The 23,669-nt window shown below is 37.2% G+C and carries 12 protein-coding genes; 10 read left to right on the top strand and 2 right to left on the bottom strand.

Annotated features, from left to right (window positions below; translation table 11 throughout):
- Window positions 1-29: 29 nt before the first annotated feature.
- The 3 genes from BUA03_RS01365 to BUA03_RS01355 all read left to right on the top strand — a co-directional run bounded on the left by BUA03_RS01365 (window position 30) and on the right by BUA03_RS01355 (window position 3,656).
- On the top strand, window positions 30-1,523 hold the full coding sequence (locus BUA03_RS01365; RefSeq protein ID WP_066079310.1) for an SGNH/GDSL hydrolase family protein: 1,494 nt from the start codon (window positions 30-32) through the stop codon (window positions 1,521-1,523).
- A 260-nt stretch (window positions 1,524-1,783) separates the two neighbouring features.
- Window positions 1,784-3,295, top strand: coding sequence for a F0F1 ATP synthase subunit beta (gene atpD / locus BUA03_RS01360; protein ID WP_066079315.1), 1,512 nt, complete (start codon window positions 1,784-1,786; stop codon window positions 3,293-3,295).
- Between the two features lie 79 nt (window positions 3,296-3,374).
- A complete protein-coding gene (locus tag BUA03_RS01355; protein ID WP_066079318.1) occupies window positions 3,375-3,656 on the top strand; it encodes a FoF1 ATP synthase subunit delta/epsilon in 282 nt (93 codons plus the stop codon).
- A gap of 45 nt (window positions 3,657-3,701) precedes the next feature.
- Here BUA03_RS01355 and BUA03_RS01350 read toward each other — a convergent pair whose 3' ends face one another.
- On the bottom strand, window positions 3,702-4,244 hold the full coding sequence (locus tag BUA03_RS01350) for a GNAT family N-acetyltransferase (protein WP_066079322.1): 543 nt from the start codon (window positions 4,242-4,244) through the stop codon (window positions 3,702-3,704).
- Between the two features lie 213 nt (window positions 4,245-4,457).
- On the opposite strand from BUA03_RS01350, the gene BUA03_RS01345 reads away from it, so the two are divergent.
- The 4 genes from BUA03_RS01345 (at window position 4,458) to BUA03_RS01330 (ending at window position 8,908) form a co-directional block, all read left to right on the top strand.
- Complete coding sequence (locus BUA03_RS01345; RefSeq protein ID WP_066079325.1) at window positions 4,458-5,597, top strand: aminotransferase class I/II-fold pyridoxal phosphate-dependent enzyme; 1,140 nt, start codon at window positions 4,458-4,460, stop codon at window positions 5,595-5,597.
- A 9-nt stretch (window positions 5,598-5,606) separates the two neighbouring features.
- Window positions 5,607-6,224 carry a dethiobiotin synthase gene (bioD, locus tag BUA03_RS01340; protein ID WP_066079328.1) on the top strand — a complete coding sequence of 206 codons (618 nt, stop codon included), beginning with the start codon at window positions 5,607-5,609 and terminating at the stop codon, window positions 6,222-6,224.
- 91 nt (window positions 6,225-6,315) lie between these two features.
- The gene (gene bioA, locus BUA03_RS01335) at window positions 6,316-7,587 is read left to right on the top strand and encodes an adenosylmethionine--8-amino-7-oxononanoate transaminase (protein ID WP_066079330.1); all 1,272 of its coding nucleotides are present in this window, start codon (window positions 6,316-6,318) and stop codon (window positions 7,585-7,587) included.
- 148 nt (window positions 7,588-7,735) lie between these two features.
- Entirely contained in the window at window positions 7,736-8,908 is a 1,173-nt protein-coding gene (locus BUA03_RS01330; protein ID WP_066079332.1) for a beta-ketoacyl synthase N-terminal-like domain-containing protein, read from the top strand.
- Window positions 8,909-9,078: 170 nt separating this feature from the next.
- Here BUA03_RS01330 and BUA03_RS01325 read toward each other — a convergent pair whose 3' ends face one another.
- The gene (locus BUA03_RS01325; RefSeq protein ID WP_066079335.1) at window positions 9,079-9,558 is read right to left on the bottom strand and encodes a regulatory protein RecX; all 480 of its coding nucleotides are present in this window, start codon (window positions 9,556-9,558) and stop codon (window positions 9,079-9,081) included.
- Window positions 9,559-9,954: 396 nt separating this feature from the next.
- Between BUA03_RS01325 and BUA03_RS01320 the strand changes: the two genes are divergently transcribed.
- The 3 genes from BUA03_RS01320 (at window position 9,955) to BUA03_RS01310 (ending at window position 23,626) form a co-directional block, all read left to right on the top strand.
- The gene (locus BUA03_RS01320; protein WP_066079339.1) at window positions 9,955-14,388 is read left to right on the top strand and encodes a T9SS sorting signal type C domain-containing protein; all 4,434 of its coding nucleotides are present in this window, start codon (window positions 9,955-9,957) and stop codon (window positions 14,386-14,388) included.
- 256 nt (window positions 14,389-14,644) lie between these two features.
- The gene (locus tag BUA03_RS01315) at window positions 14,645-19,561 is read left to right on the top strand and encodes a T9SS sorting signal type C domain-containing protein (RefSeq protein ID WP_066079344.1); all 4,917 of its coding nucleotides are present in this window, start codon (window positions 14,645-14,647) and stop codon (window positions 19,559-19,561) included.
- Window positions 19,562-19,768: 207 nt separating this feature from the next.
- Window positions 19,769-23,626 (top strand): calcium-binding protein, encoded by a 3,858-nt coding sequence (locus tag BUA03_RS01310; RefSeq protein WP_245792544.1) that lies wholly within the window; start codon window positions 19,769-19,771, stop codon window positions 23,624-23,626.
- Window positions 23,627-23,669: the final 43 nt, after the last annotated feature.

The following is a 23,669-nucleotide window of genomic DNA, read 5'->3' as shown; positions in this document are numbered from 1 at the left end:
AAAAGGTCAATAATTTTAAAAAATATATTATGATAAAAAATTTCAAATGGCTGTTGTTGATTTCGCTAACCTTCGCAGCATGTAATAACGACGATGACGTAGTTGTCGAAGAGCCGTTAACAGCTGGTACAGCAGATTTTTCTAAATTTGTTGCCTTAGGAGATTCATTTGCAGCTGGATACAGTGATGGTGCGCTTTTTAAAGCAGGTCAAAAAAATTCGTATCCAAACATCATGGCTCAGCAGTTTGCTTTAGTGGGTGGAGGTGCTTTTACAAATCCATTCATGGCAGAGGACAATAGAGGAGGTTTTTCTATTGGTGGGAATCAAATCCCTCAATTTCCGACGCGTTTGTATTTTAATGGAGCTGGACCGGTAAATGTTTCTGGTGTTTCAGGGACTGTTTTTGGAGCTAGTATCTCTGGATATTACAGTAATATGGGTGTTCCGGGTGCAAAAGCAATCCATTTAGGAGTAGCAGGTTACGGTCAAGCAAATCCCTATTTTGGACGATTTGCTAAAACGGCAATGTCAAGCGTGCTTAAAGATGCTACAGATCAAAACCCAACTTTTTTCTCCTTATTTATAGGTGGAAATGATGTTTTAGGATATGCAACTAATGGGGGTGTGCCAACGTCACAAGATCCTGTTTTAGGGAATGACATTACACCTGCAGGTACTTTTAATGCCGCTTATAATGCCTTAGCGACTACTCTTGCTACTGGAGGTAGAAAAGGGGTTGTTGCAAACTTACCGTATATCAATAACCTTCCGTTTTTTACAACAGTTCCTTTTAATCCAGTACCATTAGATGCAGCTACAGCAACACAGCTGAACACGCAGTTGCTGGGGCCTGTAAAACAAATTCTTACGGCTTTGGGTGCGGGCACTAGAATTAAAACATTAACTGCTTCGGCTACAAATCCATTATTGATTAGAGATGAAACCTTAGTGAATTATAGTGCTCAAATTACTGGTGCATTAATAGCTGCCGGAGTTCCTGCTGGTCAAGCAGGCGTAATGGGTAGTTTGTATGGGCAGGCACGTCATGCTAATGGCGGTGCAAATGTGGCTAATAAAGATTTTATATTACTGACTACCAGAACCGTTATTGGAACGCCACAAGCTGGAATTCCGGCTCCTTTTAATACTGTTGGGGTGACTTATCCTTTACAAGACAATAGAGTTTTAACCGCTTCTGAGGTTTTGGAGATAAAAGTAGCTACAGATGCCTATAATATAACAATTAAAGCTGCTGCAGAATCTAATGGGTTGGCTTTCGTTGACACTGCTTCCATTTTGAATCAGTTGAACAATGGCGGAATTCGCTTTGGTAATTTTCACATGACTGCTGCTTATGTGACTGGAGGTACTTTTTCTCTGGACGGAGTTCATCCAAGTCCTAGAGGTTATGCTCTGATTGCGAATAAATTCATAGAAGCGATTAATGCTAAATACGGTTCTAATCTTAAAGGGGTTGACTTAGGTTTATATGGAATTCAATATCCAGCGACAATCCAATAATTAAAATTCGTTTTTTTTTAAATAAATAGCCACCCGTCTTTTGACGTGGTGGTTGTTTGTTTTTGTGGATATTTCGCTGTTTTGTCCATTTCTACGTCATTTCTATACCAGCTATGAAAAATATCCTTTTTTTATCGTAAAAGGCATTGATTTTTTATTTTAAAAAATTATCTTTGCGCTCTGAAAAAGGCATTCAATCGATACGTTTCGGTTGGTACTAATTCATAAACCTAAATAGCTATTTAATAAACACATAAGTAATGTCAAAAGTAATAGGAAAAGTTGCCCAGATCATTGGACCAGTAGTTGACGTAGTTTTCAACGGTAAAGATGTAGAACTTCCAAAAATTTATGATTCGTTAGAAATCACAAAAAAAGATGGTACTTTATTAGTACTTGAAGTACAATCTCACATCGGTGAAAATACCGTTCGTACCATTTCGATGGACTCAACAGATGGTTTGAGTAGAGGTTATGAAGTTGTTGGAACAGGAAATCCTATCCAAATGCCAATTGGTGCCGATGTGTACGGTCGTTTATTCAACGTAATTGGAGATGCAATTGACGGTTTAGGTAATTTGCCAAAAACAGGTGAAAACGGAATGTCTATTCACAGACAAGCACCAAAATTCGAAGATTTATCTACCTCTTCTGAAGTTTTATTCACGGGTATTAAAGTAATCGATTTAATTGAGCCTTACTCTAAAGGAGGTAAAATTGGATTGTTTGGTGGTGCAGGTGTTGGTAAAACAGTATTGATCCAAGAGTTGATTAACAATATCGCAAAAGGTCACGGTGGACTTTCCGTGTTCGCAGGAGTAGGAGAAAGAACACGTGAAGGAAATGACTTACTTCGTGAGATGTTAGAGTCTGGAATTATAAAATACGGAGATGAATTCATGCACTCTATGGAAAATGGAGGATGGGATTTATCTAAAGTGGATATGATGGGAATGAGAGAGTCTAAAGCTACTTTCGTTTTCGGTCAAATGAATGAGCCACCAGGAGCTCGTGCTCGTGTAGCACTTTCTGGATTATCTATTGCGGAGTATTTCCGTGATGGAGCAGGAACAGATCAAGGGAAAGACGTTTTATTTTTCGTTGATAATATCTTCCGTTTTACACAAGCGGGTTCTGAGGTTTCGGCACTTTTGGGTCGTATGCCATCTGCAGTAGGATACCAACCAACATTAGCGACAGAAATGGGTGCGATGCAAGAACGTATTACTTCAACAAACAAAGGGTCTATTACATCTGTACAAGCGGTTTACGTACCTGCGGATGATTTAACGGATCCAGCTCCGGCAACAACGTTTGCTCACCTTGATGCAACAACTGTATTGTCACGTAAAATTGCTGAATTAGGTATTTATCCTGCAGTAGATCCATTGGATTCAACTTCAAGAATACTTACTCCTCAAATTTTAGGTGATGAGCATTATGATTGTGCACAAAGAGTAAAAGAGATTTTACAAAAATACAAACAATTACAGGATATCATCGCGATCCTTGGTATGGAAGAGTTATCTGAAGAAGATAAGTTAGCCGTTTCCAGAGCGCGTCGTGTACAACGTTTCTTATCTCAACCTTTCCACGTTGCAGAGCAATTTACAGGATTAAAAGGGGTTTTAGTTGACATCAAAGACACTATCAAAGGATTTAATATGATTATTGACGGTGAATTAGATCACTTGCCAGAATCAGCATTCAACCTTAAAGGGACCATTGAAGAAGCTATCGAAGCTGGAGAAAAAATGTTAGCGGAAGCTTAAAAATTAGTTTTAAAGTTTTGAGTTTAAGGTTCACAAGTAACTTTAAACTTTAAACTTTTAAGCTTTAAACTGAAAAATTATGTTATTAGAAATAGTATCACCAGAAGCAAAATTATTTTCAGCTGACGTAACTTCGGTTACATTGCCGGGAGTTAATGGAAGCTTTCAGATTTTAAATAACCACGCACCGATTGTTTCTATTTTGGGAAAAGGTGTAGTGAAAATTACAGCCGCTAGTTTTACTTTTGCAAAAGAAGTAGCAAATAAATTTACAATGATAGATGCTCAAAATTATACATTGGCAATCCAATCAGGAACCATTGAGATGAAAGACAGTAAGGTTATTGTTTTAGTAGACTAAAGTAATTCCAATACACTATAAAGCCTCGCAATTTGCGGGGCTTTTTTATGTCCAATCCCAAGCTATAATATTCCAAACAATTCCATCCTCTTCATAAGTAGCTATTATTTTGAAACCAGCAGCTTCGTGCGCTTGCATAGAACGAGGGTTTATAGCAGCAACTTCCGTGATTAGGTAATCAAATTGATGTTGTAGTTCTGTTTTATAGAAATGATAGAGTCCCCGAAATAGTCCTTGTCTTCTATAATTTTTAGCTACGCAAATTTGGCCCATCACAACGTAAGTTTTATGGTCTGCCACTAATTTGTCTATTCGTTCAAACATTGGGATAAGAACCTTTATTTCGTTTCTAAAGAGGGAAAGCATCACTAAGGCAAAACCTACGACTGAATCATTGTCTTTGGCAATAATGTGCGCGCAAGCAGAATTCATTTGTTCTAATAAGGCAACGGTATGTTGTACGGTAACAAATCCTTCTTGAAGCTGCTCTTCAGAACTTGTATACTGTGAAGTATTTTGTATTTGTAGCGTTCTGATTTGTTCTAGTTCGTCCAGCGTTGTAGCTCTTTTGTAATGTATAGGAGTCATTTGAGTTAATTTTATTTCGCAGTACTAACTTAATACTGTTCTTAATTCACGATAAATTTTATTGTGTAGAAAGTCTGAATTTAAATTGATGAAGGTAAAAGTAAAAATTTTGCAGGTCATTATGTAGTAATAAACAGAATTGATTTAAGAAGATAAACAAACAAATAGAACACGAAATTCATAAACCAAAAAAGATGCTTATTTTTGTGCACGATGAAACAATTTCCAAAAAATTTATTCGATAAACTTGCTATCAGAAAGCAAAATAACGCTTTGCGACAATTGCCTTTGCCAGCTACTTTAATTGATTTTGCTTCAAACGATTACTTGGGGTTTTCCAAATCGGAAATTATTTTTAACGAAACACATCAGTACTTAATTAAAAATAAAACCATCCAAAACGGAGCAACCGGCTCCCGATTATTATCTGGAAACCATAAACTGTATCAAGAAACAGAGGGTTTTATTGCTACTTTTCATCAGGCAGAAACAGCCTTAATCTTTAATTCGGGTTACGATGCTAATATTGGGTTCTTTGGTTCGATACCGCAAAAAGGAGACTTAATTGTTTACGACGAATTGTGCCATGCATCCATTAGAGACGGAATTCAACTCTCGAATGCGAAGGCTTATAAGTTCAATCATAATGATTGCGAAGATTTAGAAAAATTGATTGTACGGAATCCCAACACCACTATTTATATCGTCACGGAATCTGTTTTTTCGATGGATGGCGATTGTCCAAATCTACAAGAATTGGTTTCGGTTTCAACTAAACACAAATGTTATCTAGTTGTTGATGAAGCGCATGCTTTGGGAGTTTTTGGTTCGTCAGGAGAAGGATTCGTTCAAATGCTGGGGTTGCAAGATCACGTTTTTGCCCGAATTATGACTTTCGGGAAAGGATTGGGATGTCATGGAGCCGCGATTTTAGGCTCGGTTGAATTGAGGGATTATTTAGTAAATTTTGCCCGAAGTTTTATTTATACCACAGGGCTTTCGCCACATTCTGTTGCCACGATTTTGATTGCCTATCAATTTTTAGAAAAAGAGAAAAAAAATATAGAAATACTCCGAGAAAACATCATTCATTTCAATCAGGAAAAGAATATGTTGGGATTAAAGCCGCTTTTTGTCCGAAGCAAATCAGCGATACAATCAGCCATTATTCCCGGAAATGAAAAAGTAAAAGTAATTGCCAGCCAACTACAGCAAGAAGGATTTGATGTGAAAGCCATTCTTTCACCAACCGTTCCCGAAGGACAAGAGCGTTTGCGAATTTGCTTGCACAGCTATAATTCTACTGAAGAAATTTCGGAAGTGTTGCGTTTGTTGACTACTTTTGTGTTTTAAAAAAGCTAAATGAAACTATTTATAACTGGAATTGGAACCGATGTAGGGAAAACCATTGCATCATCCATTGTAACAGAAGCACTAGAAGCAGACTATTGGAAACCCATTCAAGCGGGAGATTTAGACAATTCCGACAGTCAGAAAGTGAAATCGTTTTTATCCAATAAAAAGACGGTAATCCATCCCAATAGTTACGCATTGAAAACACCTGCGAGCCCACACTTTGCCGCTGAATTGGATAACGTTACAATTGATTTAAAGCAGATAGTAGCGCCTGAAACAGAAAATCATTTGGTTGTTGAAGGTGCAGGAGGTGTTTTTGTTCCATTAAACACACAAGATTGCGTGATTGATTTGATTTTGCCGAGTTATAAAGTAATTGTCGTTTCTCGTCATTATTTGGGAAGCATCAATCATACCTTGTTAACCGTTGAAGCGTTACAAAACAGAAAAATTATTGTTGCTGGAATCATTTTCTCTGGCAATGAAAATAAAGCTACTGAAGCAATTATTTTAAATAAAACGGGAGTGAATTTTATAGGAAGAATTGATGACGAACCCTATTTTGATGGCAACGTAATTCGGGAATATGCGGAGCTGTTCCGAGATAATTTATTGAAACTTTAGGAGTAATATCAAAATCAAAATCAATTTCAAATAGGGAATCTGAAATCACACCCGATACTGGTCGGGACGTTAATCTTCAATCTGAAATCAAATGAATTTAACTGAAAGAGATCGCCAATACCTTTGGCATCCGTATACCCAACATAAAACCGCAGCGGTACCTATTGCTATCAAAAAAGGGAAAGGTGCTTTGCTTTGGGATGAAAACAATAAAGAATACATCGACGCCATCGCTTCTTGGTGGGTAAATCCATACGGACATTCGAATACCTTTATTGCTGATGCCATTTACAAACAGCTCACGACATTAGAACATGTATTGTTTGGTGGATTCACGCACGAACCCGCTGTTTTGGTAGCTGAGAAGTTGATGGAAATTTTACCAAAAAACCAACAAAAAATATTTTTTTCGGATAATGGTTCTACAGCTGTTGAAATTGCTATTAAGGTCGCATTGCAGTATTTTTTCAATAAAGGAAAAAAAAAAACCACAATAATTGCTTTCGAAGATTCGTTTCATGGAGATACTTTTGGGGCCATGGCAGCCAGTGGGATATCCTTTTTTGTTGAAGCTTTTCAAGGTATGTTTATTGATGTGGTTCGGATTCCAGTTCCAGTTAAAGGATTGGAGCAACAAAGCTATGATGCACTGCATGCGGTGATCAAGATGCACGACTGCGCAGGATTTATTTTTGAGCCATTGGTTCAGGGAGCAGCAGGAATGGTCATGTATGCGCCAGAAGCTTTAGATGTGTTGCTGCGTATTTGTCGGGAAAATAACGTGCTCACCATAGCCGATGAAGTCATGACGGGATTCGGAAAAACAGGAAAAACTTTTGCGACGGATTATTTAGTCGAAAAACCAGATATGATGTGTTTGTCCAAAGCGCTGACTGGAGGAACAATTCCAATGGCCATTACGACTTTCACACAAGAGTTATTCGATGCCTTTTATGATGATGATATTAACAAAGCATTGTTCCACGGACATACTTTTACGGCAAATCCGACGGGTTGCGCAGCAGCTTTGGCTAGTTTAGCATTGTTGCAAACAAATGAAATGCAGGCGAATATCGTTCGGGTCCATCAAAGTCATTTGGAATTTGAAGAGCGTGTTAAAAACCATCCACAAGTAGTTACAACTCGAGTTTTGGGAGTTATTTTTGCATTAGAAATAAAAACCGAAAGCACGGCGAGTTACTATGGCACATTACGTAATAAACTCTATGATTTTTTTATCGAAAACGGAGTAATTCTGAGGCCTGTGGGTAATATTGTTTATATTTTACCTCCTTATGTCATTACCGAAGAGCAACTGCAGAAAGTATATCAAGTTGTCGAAAAGGCTTTAGAAATAGTATAAATTTGCAAAAAATAATTTCGCAAAGTGGCGTTAACAAACGTAACGATTCGCAGCGTTTTTATTGGAATAGTGATAAAAATAATCAAAATGCTCTTCGTGAATCTGTGCAAAGCTTTGTGAATCTTTGTGAAACAAAAAACAACATATTTTGCTACAAACAATTTCCATAACATCAATAGCTTCCATTTCTCCATTAGGCAATGACTCAAAAACGATTTGGAACAAATATCTAAATGGGAAACACTATTTTTCTGAGCACTTTCTGGATCATAAGAACACTTTCGTAGCCAAGCTAGACAATGATTCGGAGCAAACAGTGGCTGCGTTGCGAGAGTCAGATCACAAATACAAAGCGCTCGACAAATCCGTTTTATACGCTATCGCAGCTTCACGCAAAGCGATTGAAAATGCAGGCTGGTCGCAAAATGACGTTTTTGGGATCAATATTGGATCTTCTAGAGGTGCGACAGTTTTATTCGAAAAACACCATCGGGATTATTTACAAACAGGCAAAGCACAAACCCTCGCGTCACCTACGACGACTTTGGGCAATATTTCTTCTTGGGTGGCTCATGATTTACAAAGTTCAGGACCTGAAATTTCACATTCTATAACGTGCTCAACGGCCTTGCATGCTTTGTTGAACGGCGTGGCTTGGCTTCGCGCTGGAATGGCGGATAAATTTTTAATAGGTGGCAGTGAAGCGCCATTAACTGATTTTACGATTGCACAAATGCGAGCGCTGAAAATTTATGCAGATAGCGAAAATCCGCAAGCGAGGCATATTGAATGGCCTAATCGAGCGCTGGATTTAGAAAAGAAACGAAGCACTATGATTCTTGGTGAAGGTGCCGGTGTTTGTTGTCTCGAAATAGGGGCGACCGAAAATGCTTTGGCTTATATCGAAGGAATTGGTTATGCCACAGAAATTTTGGAACATAATATTTCCATTTCGGCAGAAGCGACTTGCTTCCAGAAATCAATGAAAATGGCATTGGAAAATACCGAATTATCCGAAGTAGATGTGATCGTGATGCACGCGCCAGGAACCATCAAAGGGGATTTAACGGAATATAATGCTATTGAAAAAGTATTTGGAAAAAACCTTCCTTTGTTGACCACTAATAAATGGAAGATAGGCCACACTTTTGGCGCATCAGGAATTTTGAGTCTGGAATTTGCTATATTGATGCTGCAACACAATACGTTTATCGGAGTACCTTTTGCGAAAGCACAAACCCAAACCAAACCCATCAGAAAAGTGTTGATTAATGCGGTTGGTTTTGGTGGAAATGCGGTGAGTGTTCTTTTGAGTTTGTAACGATTTAATTGCACTGATTGAAAGACAAAAAAAGTAAACCACGAAATTGCTGTAGTTTTTAGTGCTTTTTAAAATAGGGACAAACAAATTCGAGGTAGTTACTATTATTCGTGACTGAGATGACCAATAAACACTAGTTTCAGTTGGCAATGAAATTATAATAAACGGTGCTAATCCGTGTCCAGATTCTCCAGCTCCTTTACTTTCTCGTAAACTAAATTGCTTTCGAAGCCTTTACGAAGCAGGAAATCACAGCATTTTTTACGTTTTTTTAGCAAATTAGTTTCTCGTACGGATTCCCAGTTTCTTTCTGCGACGGTATGAAAAGTAGCTAAATATTCTTCGGTTGAGATTTCTTTGAGTGCCAGATTGATGTTGTATTGCGTGATTTTCCGAAACTTTAATTCATTCACAATTCTTATTTTTCCCCAAAACTTGATTCGGTGTTTTCCTCGGGCGAAACTGCAGGCAAAACGACTTTCATTCAGGAAATTATCTTTGATCAGATGCACTAGAATAGTATCGATCTCATCTGAATCCATTTTCATGCTCCGCAATTTTTGTACTACTTCTTCGTGACAGCGTTCTTGATAGGCACAGTAATGCTCTATTTTGTGGGTGGCTTCTTTTATGGAATAAATTGGATTCATTTTTTTTGGTTTTACAGCAGAATTATCGAGCTTAAAGTTGATTTATGGTTTCGATAATTTAATTTCAAAAATAAACCTTTAAATCGAGATTGCTCCAAGTGGTAAATAGGAATTTAAATTTTGTTGAATTTGTCGAAAAAACAGATTGTCATTTTATTGGTAATAAACCTTATTTTAAAGGGAATTAGTCCTGAAAAAGTGATTTTTGAAAAGGTCAAAAACAAAAAATTTTAAACTGTGAAAACACGTATTTCAACCGATTATTTAGCACTTGGTCGATTAAATAGCATGTTATTTAAAATCCGAAACTAACTTGCATCTTATGTAATTTTTTTAATTTTTTTCAAGTGAGAAAAGCTTTAAAATGTCATGTTAAGACAAATAAAATAATACAATATGAATAAAAAAATACTATTCCTAAATACAAGATTTCTTCTTTTTGCTTTTGTTATGTTGTTGTCTATTGTGTCTAAAGGGCAAACAACTCTTTTTCAGTTTGATTTTGAAAATGGAGTTGCTCCGAATATTGATAACGTAACGGGAATTCCTGCCTTTTCATCGGGTGGAATTCCAAATGGTCAACTAGTATATTCAACTTTAAACCCTTGTCAAGGAAGTCGAATGGTTTCTGGTGGAAACTGGGATCCTGGCGATTATTATCGTTTCACTGTGAATACAACAGGGTATGGTGGTATGGTGTTTTCATATTGTAATAGAACTGATAATATTTCAATTGGTACATTCCTAGTTAGAGTTAGTTCTAATGGAGGAGCTAATTGGGATACAGTTTTAGCAACTTATACACCAACAACTTCAAATAATAATCTTTTTACCTCTGCTTTTCCAATTTCTGCTAATGATTCTAGTGAGGTTTTAATAGAAATTTCAAAAGTAAGTGGCGGTGTAGATAATGGTAGAACATTTATAATTGATAATGCAACCTTGGTAGGGTACTTATTGCCAACAATAACTAGTTTTACACCAAGCAATGCATGTGCCGCATCTGGGGCATCAGTTGTTATTACTGGAACAAATTTCTCTGGTGCGACTGTTGTAAACTTTAATGGAGTGCCTTCAACTTCATTTACAGTAAATAGTAATACACAAATAACAGCTCAATTACCAGCTACTGTAATTAGTGGTGCTATAACAGTAACTACTCCAGGAGGAATCGCTACCAGTACGAACATATTTGCTTTAAATTCAACTCCTACAGTTACGGCAACAGCTAGTTCTACTTCAATAAGTAGCGGTGCTAATATAAGTTTAACAGCCTCTGCATCTCCAAGCACTCAAAATACGGTTTTGTTAAGTGAGGGATTTAATGGTGCAACAAATTCTTGGAATAAAATTAATAATTCAACAGGAGGAACAGTTGCAGATGCTGCTTGGAAATTGAGACCAGATGGATATGTTTACAATTATGGCGGTGGATACCCAGCAAGAACATTTCGTTCTAATGATAACAGTCAGTTTTATTTATCTAATAGTGCTGATCAGAATGGTGGGACGACAGCTACTATATTGCAATCTCCAGTTATGAATTCCGTCGGATATACGAGTCTTTCGTTAGAATTCTACCAATATAATCTTGATTTCGATAGTACAGATTTTTCCAGAGTTGAAGTATCAACTAATGGTACTTTGTGGACAACTCTATCTACAACAACAACAACTCAAGGTAGTGAAAATAATTTTTTAAAGGCAATAATTAATTTAGATTCATATATTAATCAAGCGACTCTTTATGTTCGTTTTAAATACGATGCGCAATTTGATTGGTTTTGGGCAATTGATAATGTGACAGTTTCGGGTAATAGAACAATTCCTTATACTTATAGTTGGGCAGCTATTCCTACGGGAACGTCAGGATTACCTGTAGGTGCAGCTACTGCTTCTATGTCTAATGGTAGTATTGTTGTAAATCCTACAACTGGCACATTTTATACAGTGACAGCAACAAATCCTGACGGAGGATGTACAGGGACTTCTATTGTTAATGTAACAGTGCTCCCTTTATGTGTACCTCCTGGAAATACAATTACAACAGCAAGTGCTGTTTGTGCGAATACACCTTTTACCTTGTCTTTACAAAATACTTCTGCCTCTAGTGCAGCGTATCAGTGGCAGACTTCGGTTGATAATATTTCGTGGATTAATGTTCCTTCTGTTCCTTTTTTTAATACAGATTTCGCATCTCAACCTGCAAATACTAATGTATATGGAGACGCCTCAGTAACTGGAGGAGAATTGATTTTGACTGCAGCTGGAACTTCACGGTTAGGAGGGTATGTTGTTCAGTCGACTCCTGGGGCTAATATCAATTCTTTTACTGCTAGTTTTGATTATAGAATGTTTGATGGAAATGGAGCAGACGGTATGAGTTTGAGTTATGGATCTAGTATGGGAAATAATCAAGGAGGTGGAGAAGAGGGAGAAGGAACCGGTTTGACTATAAAATTTGATTCTTATGATAATACAACTAATGCAACAGCTAGCCAGATCAGGATTTTTTACGGAGGTGTACAAATTTTTTCAAACACGCTAAATTCTTTTGCTTTAAGGAATTCAGCATATAGAAATGTGTTGTTGTCTACGGATGGAAACGGACTTTTGTCACTTAAAATTGGTACTACCACAATAGTTTCAGGCTTATCATTGCCAGCAGGTTATCTTTCGTCTAATAAATCGAATTGGAAATTTAAATTTTCAGCGCGTACTGGTGGTTTGAACGATAAGCACAGTATTGATAATTTAAATATTAGCTATTTAAATTCAACATTTACAACAACACAAATTGTTCCTACATATTACCGTTCTATCGTAACCTGTGGCGGTACTACAAATACCTCAACCCCTATATTGGTCACAATGGATCCTATGCCTCCAATATTAGGCGCAGTTACGCCGTTAACCTGTGTAGTTCCTAGAGGTAGTGTTGTATTAAGCGGTTTACCATCTTCGGGAACCTTGAATCAAACAGGATTTATTACTAAATCTTATCCAATCACGGCTACAACAATGACAATATCTGATTTAGTAGCTGGCGATTATTATTTCGCAGTCAATAATGGGACCTGTGAATCTGTGATTTCAAAAGTTGTTACGATAGTAGATAAATCCTCAACCACATGGAACGGTAGTGGTTGGTCAAATGGAGAACCAAGCATTACTTCAAGGATTATTTTTGCTGGAAATTTTAATTCCACAAAAGATGTGATAGGTTGTGACTGCACTGTTAATAGTGGTGCAAACGTTGTGTTCAAATATATAAATCCTACTTTGGGGCATACTTTAACTGTAACAAATGATGTTAAAGTTATAGGGTCTGGTAAATTGACTTTTGAGAACAATGCAAGTTTGGTACAAACGGCTGATGTTATAACAAATACAAATACAGGAAAAATCAGCTATCAACGGCAAACCTCACCCTACAAACCATTTGATTATATCTATTGGTCTTCTCCTGTTGCAGGTCAGAAATTACGAGATGTTTCTGCACAAACACCTTTAGATAAATTTTATTCTTTTGATGTAGCTGCTTATGACTGGAAGCAGGAAGATCCTAATATGATTATGAAGAATGGAGTTGGTTATATAATTCGAGGACCTCAGTATGTATTACCTATACCACCAGGACTTCATCAAGCCTCTTTCTTTGGAGTGCCAAATAATGGTTTAATTACTGTTCCAATTCCTTCTACAGCTGTAAATTCAGAGTCGTCAGCGCTCTTGGGCAACCCTTATCCATCAGCATTAGATGCAAACAAGTTGTTAAGGGATAACAGTTCGATATTAGAAGGAACTTTATATTTTTGGACGCACAATACGGCAATTCAAGATGTAGGAAACATTACAAATGGTTCCCAAGGATCAGGAGCTTTAGCTTATACCTCTGATGACTATGCTACTTATAATTTGACTGGAGGTGTTACAGTAGTTGCAACAGGAAATATTTTGGGAGGAATTACTCAAATTGTAAATAAACCTTTAGGAAAAATTGCCTCAGGCCAGTCTTTTTTTGCGGGAATTAAAGCAGTTGCTGGTACAGTAAAATTTGAAAATAGTATGCGAGTAGGTGTTGGTGGTATAACAGGAACTAATAGTCAGTTTTTTAGAACAGCAAACAAGAAATTTGATGCGACAACTACTTCCGAAAATCACCGCGTTTGGTTGAATCTTACTAATACGCAAGGTGCATTCAAACAACTTTTAGTGGGTTATATTACAGCAGCTACAAATGCTTATGACCCTTCTTTTGATGGAGTAAGTTTTAATGGAAATGAATTCATTGATTTTTATAGTATTACCGGCGATGAAACGCTAACCATACAAGGAAGAGCGTTACCTTTTGACGAAAATGATGTTGTCCCCTTGGGATATAGTTCCGCAATTGAAGGTGGTTTCACCATCAGTATTGATGAGGTAGACGGATTATTTACGTCTCAAAATATATTCTTGGAAGATAAACTAAATGGCTCTGTTCATGATCTTAAGAAATCAGGGTATACTTTTGAAACTACAATAGGAACTTTTGATAATCGTTTTGTATTGCGCTATACAGATAAAACATTAGGAGTAGCTGATTTAGACCAACTAGAGGATCAAGTGATTATTTCTAAGGACAAGAATGAATTGAAGATAAAATCAGCAAACGAAACGATAAAACGAGTGACTATTTTTGATTTACTAGGGAAAAAAGTATTTGATAAGGAAGCTTTAGATGAAACTGAATTCCGTTCTTCAAATGTTAGTTTATTTAAGCAAACGGGAATCGTAAAAGTGACTTTGGCTACTGGTCAAGTAATCTCTAAAAAAGTGGCTTTTTAGCACTTTATAAAAATTTATGTATCGAGTAAAAATCCCATTTTATTTTTAATATAATGGGATTTTATTTGCTTTATAATTTTTTTAATATGTAAAATTCAAAATGAAACACACCTTTTTATGTACTTGGTCTATATAAATTGCCTTTAATCGGATTAATTTTGAATTGTGGGGAATATGATTTGCTTTTGTAGCTATTATGCTAAAACAGATTTAGTTGTTTTTTTATAATCGCCCCGCAAATCAATTCTACATCCTTATGATTAAAAAATTACGTCCTCCATTATTTATACTTTTAGCGCAGTTTGCAGCTTCATTACAAACCCAAAAAATAGAAAAAAACAGTAATAGTAATACTGATTTTCCTTTCGAATTTGGTGATCTATTGGGTGCGTTTCGTTTTGGTTTTACAGTTCGAAAAACACTATTCTTTGTTGTGTTGCTTTTTTCTTTTATAGGGGCTAATGCAGCTACTAGAACGAGTACCGCTACAGGAGGAACCTGGGCTACAGGTTCTACATGGATTGGAGGTGTTGCGCCAGTAGCCGGCGATGATGTTGTTATTGCAACTACAGGAGCAAATGTAGTTACAGTTGTAACAAGCACTAGTATTGTAAATGTTACTATTAATGCAGGAGCAACTCTAAACATAGCCAATAGAACACTCACTACCGCTGGATTTTTTGTAAATAACGGAACGTTGACGGGAACAACAGGTATTCTAGCGTTGACAGGTAATTTTACTAATAACGGAGTCTTTACACTTTCCTCGGGGCAAGTGAATGTTTCAACAGGTAGCTTTTCAAGCACAGGTTCATTTGTTTTTAGTGGTGCAGGGATTTTAAAAATAGGAGGAGCTTTTGCGTATTCAGGAACTTTTACTTTAGGCACGGCAGCAGTTCAGTTTACAGGTATGGCTAATCAGTCAATACCTAGCTTTACCACAACAGGAACAGTAAGTATGCTGAAAACGGGTGGTGGTGTGGCTACATTTACTGGAAATGTCAGTGGAGGTGGATTAACTATTAACGGATCTGGCGGAACTTTAGATTTAGTATCTGGAACGCATACCTTTTCAGGTACTTGGACAAGATCAGCAGGTACGCTTAATTGCGGTTCCAGTACATTAAAAGTAGGGGGAAATGTTTCAGGGACAGGAGGGGCATTTGCACCAGGCACTGGAACGGTTGTATATTACAGAGGAGGTAATCAAGCAGCTGGTGTTTTTGTGTACAACAATTTAATAGTATCAGGTACTGGTCAAAAAACATTTGGAGCGACACCTACAGTAAATGGAAAGCTTACAATAGCTGGAACAGCAACTGCTTCTGTAAGTGGAGCAGGAGTTGTTACTTATGGACCCAATGCAACATTAGAATACAATACTGCAAACGCAAGAACAGTAACTCCAGAGGAATGGGTAACTCCTTTTACTGCATCTGGAGGAGTTGTGATTAACACAACCCAAAACATAACACTCAATACAGCCAGAACGTTTAATAATTCAGTTCCGTTGACCGTAAACAGTGGCGGTAAACTACTTTTATCTAATTTAGTGTTGACTTTAAATGGAGACCTTGTCAATAACGGTGGTAGTGTAACTGGAACTGGAACTACAGGTGGTATTACAATTGCTGGGACAGTAGGACAAAATATTGGCGCTTTCACAACAACAGGAACAATATTTATGGTAAAAACTTCAGGTACAGCAACCTTTACAGGTCCTGTGAGCGGAGGTGCTTTGACAATAAATGGATCAGGTGGAACTTTAAACCTAGGTTCAGGTTTAGTTCATACTGCTTCAGGTATTGTAACTTTATCAAACGGAATATTGAACGGTGGTTCGAGCAGGCTTAATGTTACAGCCACAAGTACTACAGCTTGGAACGGTTCAGGTGCCAATTTTGTAGCTGGAACGGGAACAGTAAATTTTAATGGAGCCACACAAACCTTGGCAGCAGCCTCAACGTTTCATAATTTGATAGTATCAAATAGTGGGATAAAAACACTAACTGGGATTCCTACCATCAATGGAATTTTATCCATGGAAGGGACCGCAACCGTTTCAGCAGCTCCAATTTATGGTTCTACAGCTACGTTACAATATAATAGGACAGCTTCTCAGGTTACAGGATTAGAATGGAGAACTCCATTTACAGGAACGGGTGGAGTTTCGGTTTTGAATACAGGAATCATAACAGTAAACGATGCAAAAGTTTTTGGCGCTTCATCGCCTCTTACAATTGCAACTGGGGCGACTTTGGACAATGGTGGTTTTGAATTGTCCGGAGGTTCTTTACTTACTGTAAATAATGGTGGATTATTAAGAGTTACTGCTGCAAGTACATTGCCTTTGTTTACCAATACTAATTTAGCAGCTTTAAGTACAGTAGAATACGGAGGAGCTGCTCAAACGGTTGCTACACGAACTTATGGAAACTTGATTCTTAGTGGTACTGGAAATAAGACATTCCCAGCCGCTTCAACCATAATGGGAGATTTAAAAATTACGAGTTCGGCAATTGCCTTATTATCATCAGGATTTTCTTCTGCACAATCTTTAACCTTCGGAACCGTATTACAGAGTATCGGATCATGGGGTGGTACCGCATCAGAAGCCACAAACAGAAGTGTAGTGCGATTTGGTTCTACTACAACTGGTATTTTAAATGTGAATGTTTCTTGTATCGAAGGCACTTGGATAGGTAATATCAGTTCTAATTGGAATACAGCTGCAAATTGGTGTGGTGGAATACTGCCATCTTCCACTACCGATGTGATAATTACATCAACATCAACGAATCAACCATTATTGGGAAGTAATCAAAGTGTTCGAAATGTGACTATTTCTAGTGGAGCAACTTTATCACTAACAGGAACAACAACCTTAAACGTTAGGGGGAATTGGGATAACAAAGGAACTTTTGTCCCTAACAGCAGTACTGTGAATTTTAATGGTACTTTACCGCAAGTCATAGGAGGAACAACAGCTTCTACTTTCCATAATTTAACTAACTCAAATGGGCTTTCAAAGGTTACTGCTGCCATAGGAATTACAGTCAATAATTTGCTAAACATAAGCATTTCATCATCAGTGCTTGATATGTCCAGTTTTGTATTAACTGGCGGAGGGGCTTTTTCAAATTCAGGTAGCGGGCAAATTCTAACAGCCAACAACGCTGCAATGCCAATTCCTGCTGGAAAAACTTGGAATTCTACAGTAGTTTATAATAATCCTTTAGGAGGTCAAACCATTGTTGCTGGAACTTATAATGGTGTTCCTTCCTTAGAATTGCAAAACACTTCTGGAACTCAAACAGCATCAGGAAATATTACTACCGGTAATAAATTAAATATTGTAACTGCTGGCACGGCGATATTCACTATGAATGGATTTAATTTAACATCCACTATTTTAAATATTAGCGAAGCAGAAGCTGTACTGGATATGAAAAATGGAACTTTGGCATACACTATTGTTGACGCTATGGATGGTACAATACGTTTTTCGGGCGCTTCAAATGGATTATCATTCCCTTCTGGAACTATAGATTATTATGGTGTAGGTCAAACTGTAGCGGGCGGAAATTATTACAATCTTCTTTTTTCTGGAATTGCAGGAAGCTACACTATTGTAAGCGATATAGATGTAGCTAATAAATTTAACGTACACAATGGGGGTTTAACTGTAGACAATTCCGTTTCCTTAAACCTTGATGATGCCATTACCGTCGTTCTTCCAGGTACGATGATGTTGAAAAACAATGCAAGTTTAGTGCAAACCACTTTTACAGGAACTAATGCAGGGCGCATTACCGTACAAAGAAATACCACTCCTATTGTAGTAGATGATTTCACATATTGGTCATCGCCAACAAAGGGTACACAAACATTACTTGATTTTTCGCCTAATACCCAACGCGATAAGTATTTTCAGTACAATAATGATTGGGCTAATGTGAATGCAGCCACAACTGTTTTTGCACCGGGAATTGGATATGCGATTCGAGCAGAAGGAACGCTGATTCCGCCTGGAATGCCAGCAGTTGATGATTCCTTACGATTTATCGGAGTCCCTAACAATGGGACAATTGATATTCCAGTTACGGTGAGAGCCTCGGATGGTGTGGGAGAAAGATTAATAGGAAACCCTTATCCTTCAGCCATTGATGCTGATGCATTTATCAATGCCAATCTTTTAGGGACTGGAACAATTAACCAAACTATTACAGGAACTTTGTATTTTTGGACACACAATCATACGCTGTTGGGTAATGATTATTTAGCATCGGATTATGCTACCTATAATTTATTTGGAGGAGTTGGAGTAGGTTCTGGAACAGGTAATTTGACGGATCCAAGTCAATATATTGCATCTGGTCAAGGGTTTTTTATTGAGAATGATGTGGCAGGTAATGTGACTTTTGATAATAGTATGCGAATTGTGGCTAACAATACTAATTTTTACAGACAGAAGAAGACCAAAAATACAGTAGAAGAAAGCCATAGAATTTGGCTAAAATTACAAAAAGGAGTCGGAGATGTAACGGGTACATTAGTTGGTTACGGGTCTAATTCTACTGATGATTTTGATCCAGGCTATGATAGTTATGTGTATGACGAAAATCAAGTATTTGCATTATATAGTTTTATTGGATTGTCTAAAATGGCCATTCAAAGTAAAAGTTTGCCTTTCGTAGATACCGATAGGATTCCTATGGGATACAGTACAAATGCCTCAGGTACTACAACAATAAGCATCGATAAAGTAGATGGATTGTTTTCAGACAATCAAAACATTTATTTAGAAGATAAAGTGTTAGATGTAATTCATAATTTAAAAGAAGATCCTTATTCTTTTCAAACTGAAAAAGGAACTTTCAATGAGCGTTTTGTATTGCGTTATACGGATAAAACATTAGCATCAGCTGATTTTGAATTAAATGTGAGTGGTGTTTTTATTGCTAAAGATCGAAATGAATTAAATGTAAAGTCTGTTACTGAGAATGTTTCTCAAATTGCAGTTTTTGATTTACTAGGCAGAAAAATATTTGAGAAAAAAGCTGTAAATAGCCAGGAATTCCGCACCTCAAATATTCCTTTAAACAAGCAAGCAGGCATTGTCAAAGTAACCTTAAGCAACGGTCAAGTGACCACAAAAAAAGTTATTTTTTAACAGGTAGGAATTAATTTTAAAGTCAAATAGGTATCCCATTTTGTTTAGTACAGAATGGGTTTTTTTGTACAAAAAATCTTTTTTTTAATTGTAAATATCACTAAATGTGGGTATTGTGAATAGGAAAGATTGTCTTTACTTTTATTAAAAATACTTTAGTTCTGATACTATCGCTATTGCTAATAGATTTTTAAAGCCACTCTAGATTTGAAAACAAAACTACTTTACTTCGTGATTGCATTTCTCTATTCGACCTTAAATCTCGCTTATTCTCAACAAGGAAAGGTAGATGCAGCATTCAATACCTATGATGACGGTTTACAGGGCGACGGTTTTGATGGAACTGTCAGAACAACGGCGCTGCAGGCTGATGGAAAACTGATTGTGGGAGGTGATTTTTTGAACTTTAATGGAGGTGCAACTCCCTATTTATGTCGATTACTGCCGGATGGTTCCAAAGATCCTTCCTTTACATTGAGTACCGGTTTTCAGGCTAATGTGTATTGTACTTTAATACAACCGGATGGGAAAATAATTGTAGGGGGAAACTTTACAGCATTTAATGGATCTAGCGCAGGAAAATTAATTCGATTGAATCCTGATGGCTCTCGGGACCCTACTTTTGATACTGCGATTGCAGTAGGCACAGGAATAGTGTATGACTTAGCCTTACAGTCTGATGGTAGCATTATCATAGTTGGTAGCTTTACAAAGTATGGTTCAGCTACTGCAAACCGACTGGCTAGAATTTTACCCAATGGAAATTTGGATCTAACATTCGCAATGGGAGTTGGTGCCAGCTCATTGGTAGAGGAAGTCCATATTCAGCAAGACGGAAAAATTCTGTTGGGCGGTTCCTTCACTTCATTCAATGGCGTTGCCTGTGGTAGAATAATGCGATTGAACTCCAATGGTTCTGTTGATGCTACTTTTGTTACAGGAACGGGTTTTGATGCCAACGTATCAGCACTTACAACGCAAACGGATGGAAAGATTTTGGTAGGAGGTTCCTTTTTAAATTTTAATGGTGTTACGGCTAATAAAATAATTCGGTTGAACTTCAACGGATCGGTCGACAGTTCTTTTATTTCCGGATCAGGATTTAGTAGCGGTACAGTTGAAATTATTAATGTAAGCGCTGCTGGTGCTATAATGATTGGAGGCTCGTTTAATGACACTTATAATGGAACTGATGTTAATAAGATCATCTTTTTAGAGGCTAATGGAGTGATAAATCCAGCATTCGATATTGGATCTGGACCCTCAACTGGCATAGTGAATGCGCTTACAGAGGATGTAGCAAACTCGTGGTATATCGGTGGTTCATTTTTAGTTTTTGATTCCCAAACTCAAGGTCGTTTAGCTAGAATTGATGTTTTTGGAACTTTAGATATCGGTTACCTTACCGCTGGAGTGGGTTTTAATAATTCGGTTTTAAAAGTAATTGCTTTAGCAGATAATAAAACGATGGTTTTTGGAAATTTCACCAAATTCAATGGAACCATTTGCAACAGAGTAACGCGGTTGTCCGAAGAAGGAATTCTTGATTCTTCTTTTAATACTGCTGCTACGGGAGCAGATAATTCTATAAAAACTGCTATTGTTCAGCCTGATGGCAAAATTATTATTGGCGGTGTATTTACAAAGTACAATGGTGTCGTAAGAATTAGAATTGCCAGAATTCAAGCGAATGGAGAAATTGATGCGGCTTTTACTATTGGTACGGGCTTCAATAATCAGGTATATGCTTTGGCGTTACAGCCAGATGGCAAAATAATTGTCGCGGGAAATTTCACCAGTTATAATGGTATTTTGATCAATAGAATTGTTCGATTATTACCTGATGGAACTTTGGATTCTGGTTTTGCCATTGGTTCTGGTGCGGATGCTATTGTAGACTGTATTTTGTTGCAACCAGACGGAAAAATTGTTTTGGGTGGCCAGTTTACTCTTTTTAATGGGGTGTCTCACAATAGGATGGTTCGGTTGAATGCAGATGGAAGTTTAGATTCGGAATTTTCAACAGGTGTTGGTTTTGATAAAAATGTCTACACAATTGCATTACAATCAGATAACAAGCTAATTGTGGGTGGCGTATTTTTAAATTACAAAGGCGTTTCCGCCAAAAGAATCCTGAGATTGAACAGTGATGGTAGTTTAGATACGTCATTTACAACCGGAACTGGTTTTAGTAGCGGAGAAATTAGGGCAATTCTTGTCCAGCCAGATGACCGATTGTTGATTGGAGGAACGTTTGCTGGAAATTATAATGGAACAGCAGTCAGGCGAATGGTGCGTCTTCTTTCCAGTGGAATCTATGATGCGACCTTTAGTGTGAATTTAAACAATACGTTATTTAGTATTTGTTTTACACCAAGTAATAAAGTGATGATTGGAGGTAATTTTAATTCTGTTTCTGGTGTAGCAAAGCATCGTTTGGCTCGGATTAAGCTTTGTACCAATAGCTCTGTTTGGGATGGGTCTTTTTGGAACAATGGAATCCCTTCGGCAGAAAAGACACTTATTTTTAACAAAAATTATACCGCAGCAAGTAACCTAAATTCCTGTTCTTGTACTATCAGTGCAGGAAATACAGTTACAGTTCTGGATGGAAATACCTTAGTTTTGGCTTTTGATTACGGGGGTTTAGGTACCTTAATTTTAGAAAATAATGCTGCTCTGTATCAATCTGAAGAGCAAGTCAATAATTCAGGCACCATGCAGCAGAAAAGAAAAACAACTCCTATGCTCGTGACCGACTATACGTATTGGTCCTCACCCGTTTCAAGTCAAAAATTGATTGACGTTTCTCCCGACACGCCTTTAGATAAATTTTATTCGTTTGATGCATTGAGAGATTCCTGGTTTAATGAGAGTGCAACTAATTTAATGTCCGTCGGTAAAGGTTATATTGTTCGTGGTCCAAAGGCTTTTTCTGAAACTACCGCAGCAAACTACGAAGCCATTTTTAGAGGAGTTCCAAATAATGGTTCGGTTTCAGTTCCAATTGCGGCAACCGATAGTTCGAATTTGATTGGTAATCCTTACCCTTCAGCCCTAAATGCAGATTCCTTTATAAATGGGAACAAAGGAATTATAGATGGAACCATTTATTTCTGGACACACAATACTGCTATTAATAAAAATGTATATACTTCAGATGATTATGCAGTATACAATCTTCTAGGAGGCGTAGGTACAAGTGCTGCTTTAAATTCAGGAGTTAATAATGCGAAACCAGATGGAAAAATTGCCTCTGGACAGTCTTTTTTTGTGACGAGTAGCAATGGCGGTGGCTTTGCTGTCTTTAATAATACAATGCGGCTTGTGGGTCAGAACACTAATTTTTATAAAGTAAGTTCACCAAAAAAATCCAAATCCAGCGCGATGGAAAAACATCGTATGTGGCTCAATTTATCCAATAGCGAAGGAGCTTTCAAACAGATTTTGATAGGATATGCCACTGGAGCTACAAATGATTTTGATCCTGCTATTGATGGAGAGAGTTTTGATGGGAATCAGTATTTAGACTTTTACAGCATTAATCAAGAGAAGAATTTAGTGATACAAGGGAGAGCTTTACCCTTTGATCCAACAGATGAAATTAAATTAGGGTTTACTAGTGCACTAGCGGGGAACTTTACAATTGAAATCGATGAAATGGATGGGCTTTTAGCAAATCAAAGTGTTTTTATCGAGGATAAATGGAGTAATACTGTAGTGGATGTAACCCAGGAAGGTTATGCTTTTACTACTGCAATTGGAACTTTTAATGACCGTTTTGTTGTGCGTTTTGTAAGTAGAATCTTGAGTGTGAATGATACGGAAAAGGATACAGAATCCCTTTTTGTTTCATGTAAAAATAAAGAATTGCTGATAAATTCAACCAAGGAATTCATCGAGGAAATTACAATCTACAGTCTAGAAGGGAAAAAAATATACCACAAAAACGGTATAAATAAGACCGATTTTTCCATAAGAAATTGGTTTTTAGCTCCTCAAATAGTGCTGGTAAAAATAGGTATGCAAAACGGGCTGTCTGTTACTAAGAAAGTGCGCTACTAATTTTCATAAAAAAACCATCTTGCTTCAACAAGATGGTTTTTAG

Origin of the sequence: Flavobacterium fryxellicola (assembly GCF_900143245.1) — a bacterium.
GTDB lineage: Bacteria > Bacteroidota > Bacteroidia > Flavobacteriales > Flavobacteriaceae > Flavobacterium > Flavobacterium fryxellicola.
The sequence above is the reverse complement of the archived record's forward strand: the minus strand, read 5'-3'. Positions and strand labels throughout refer to the sequence as shown.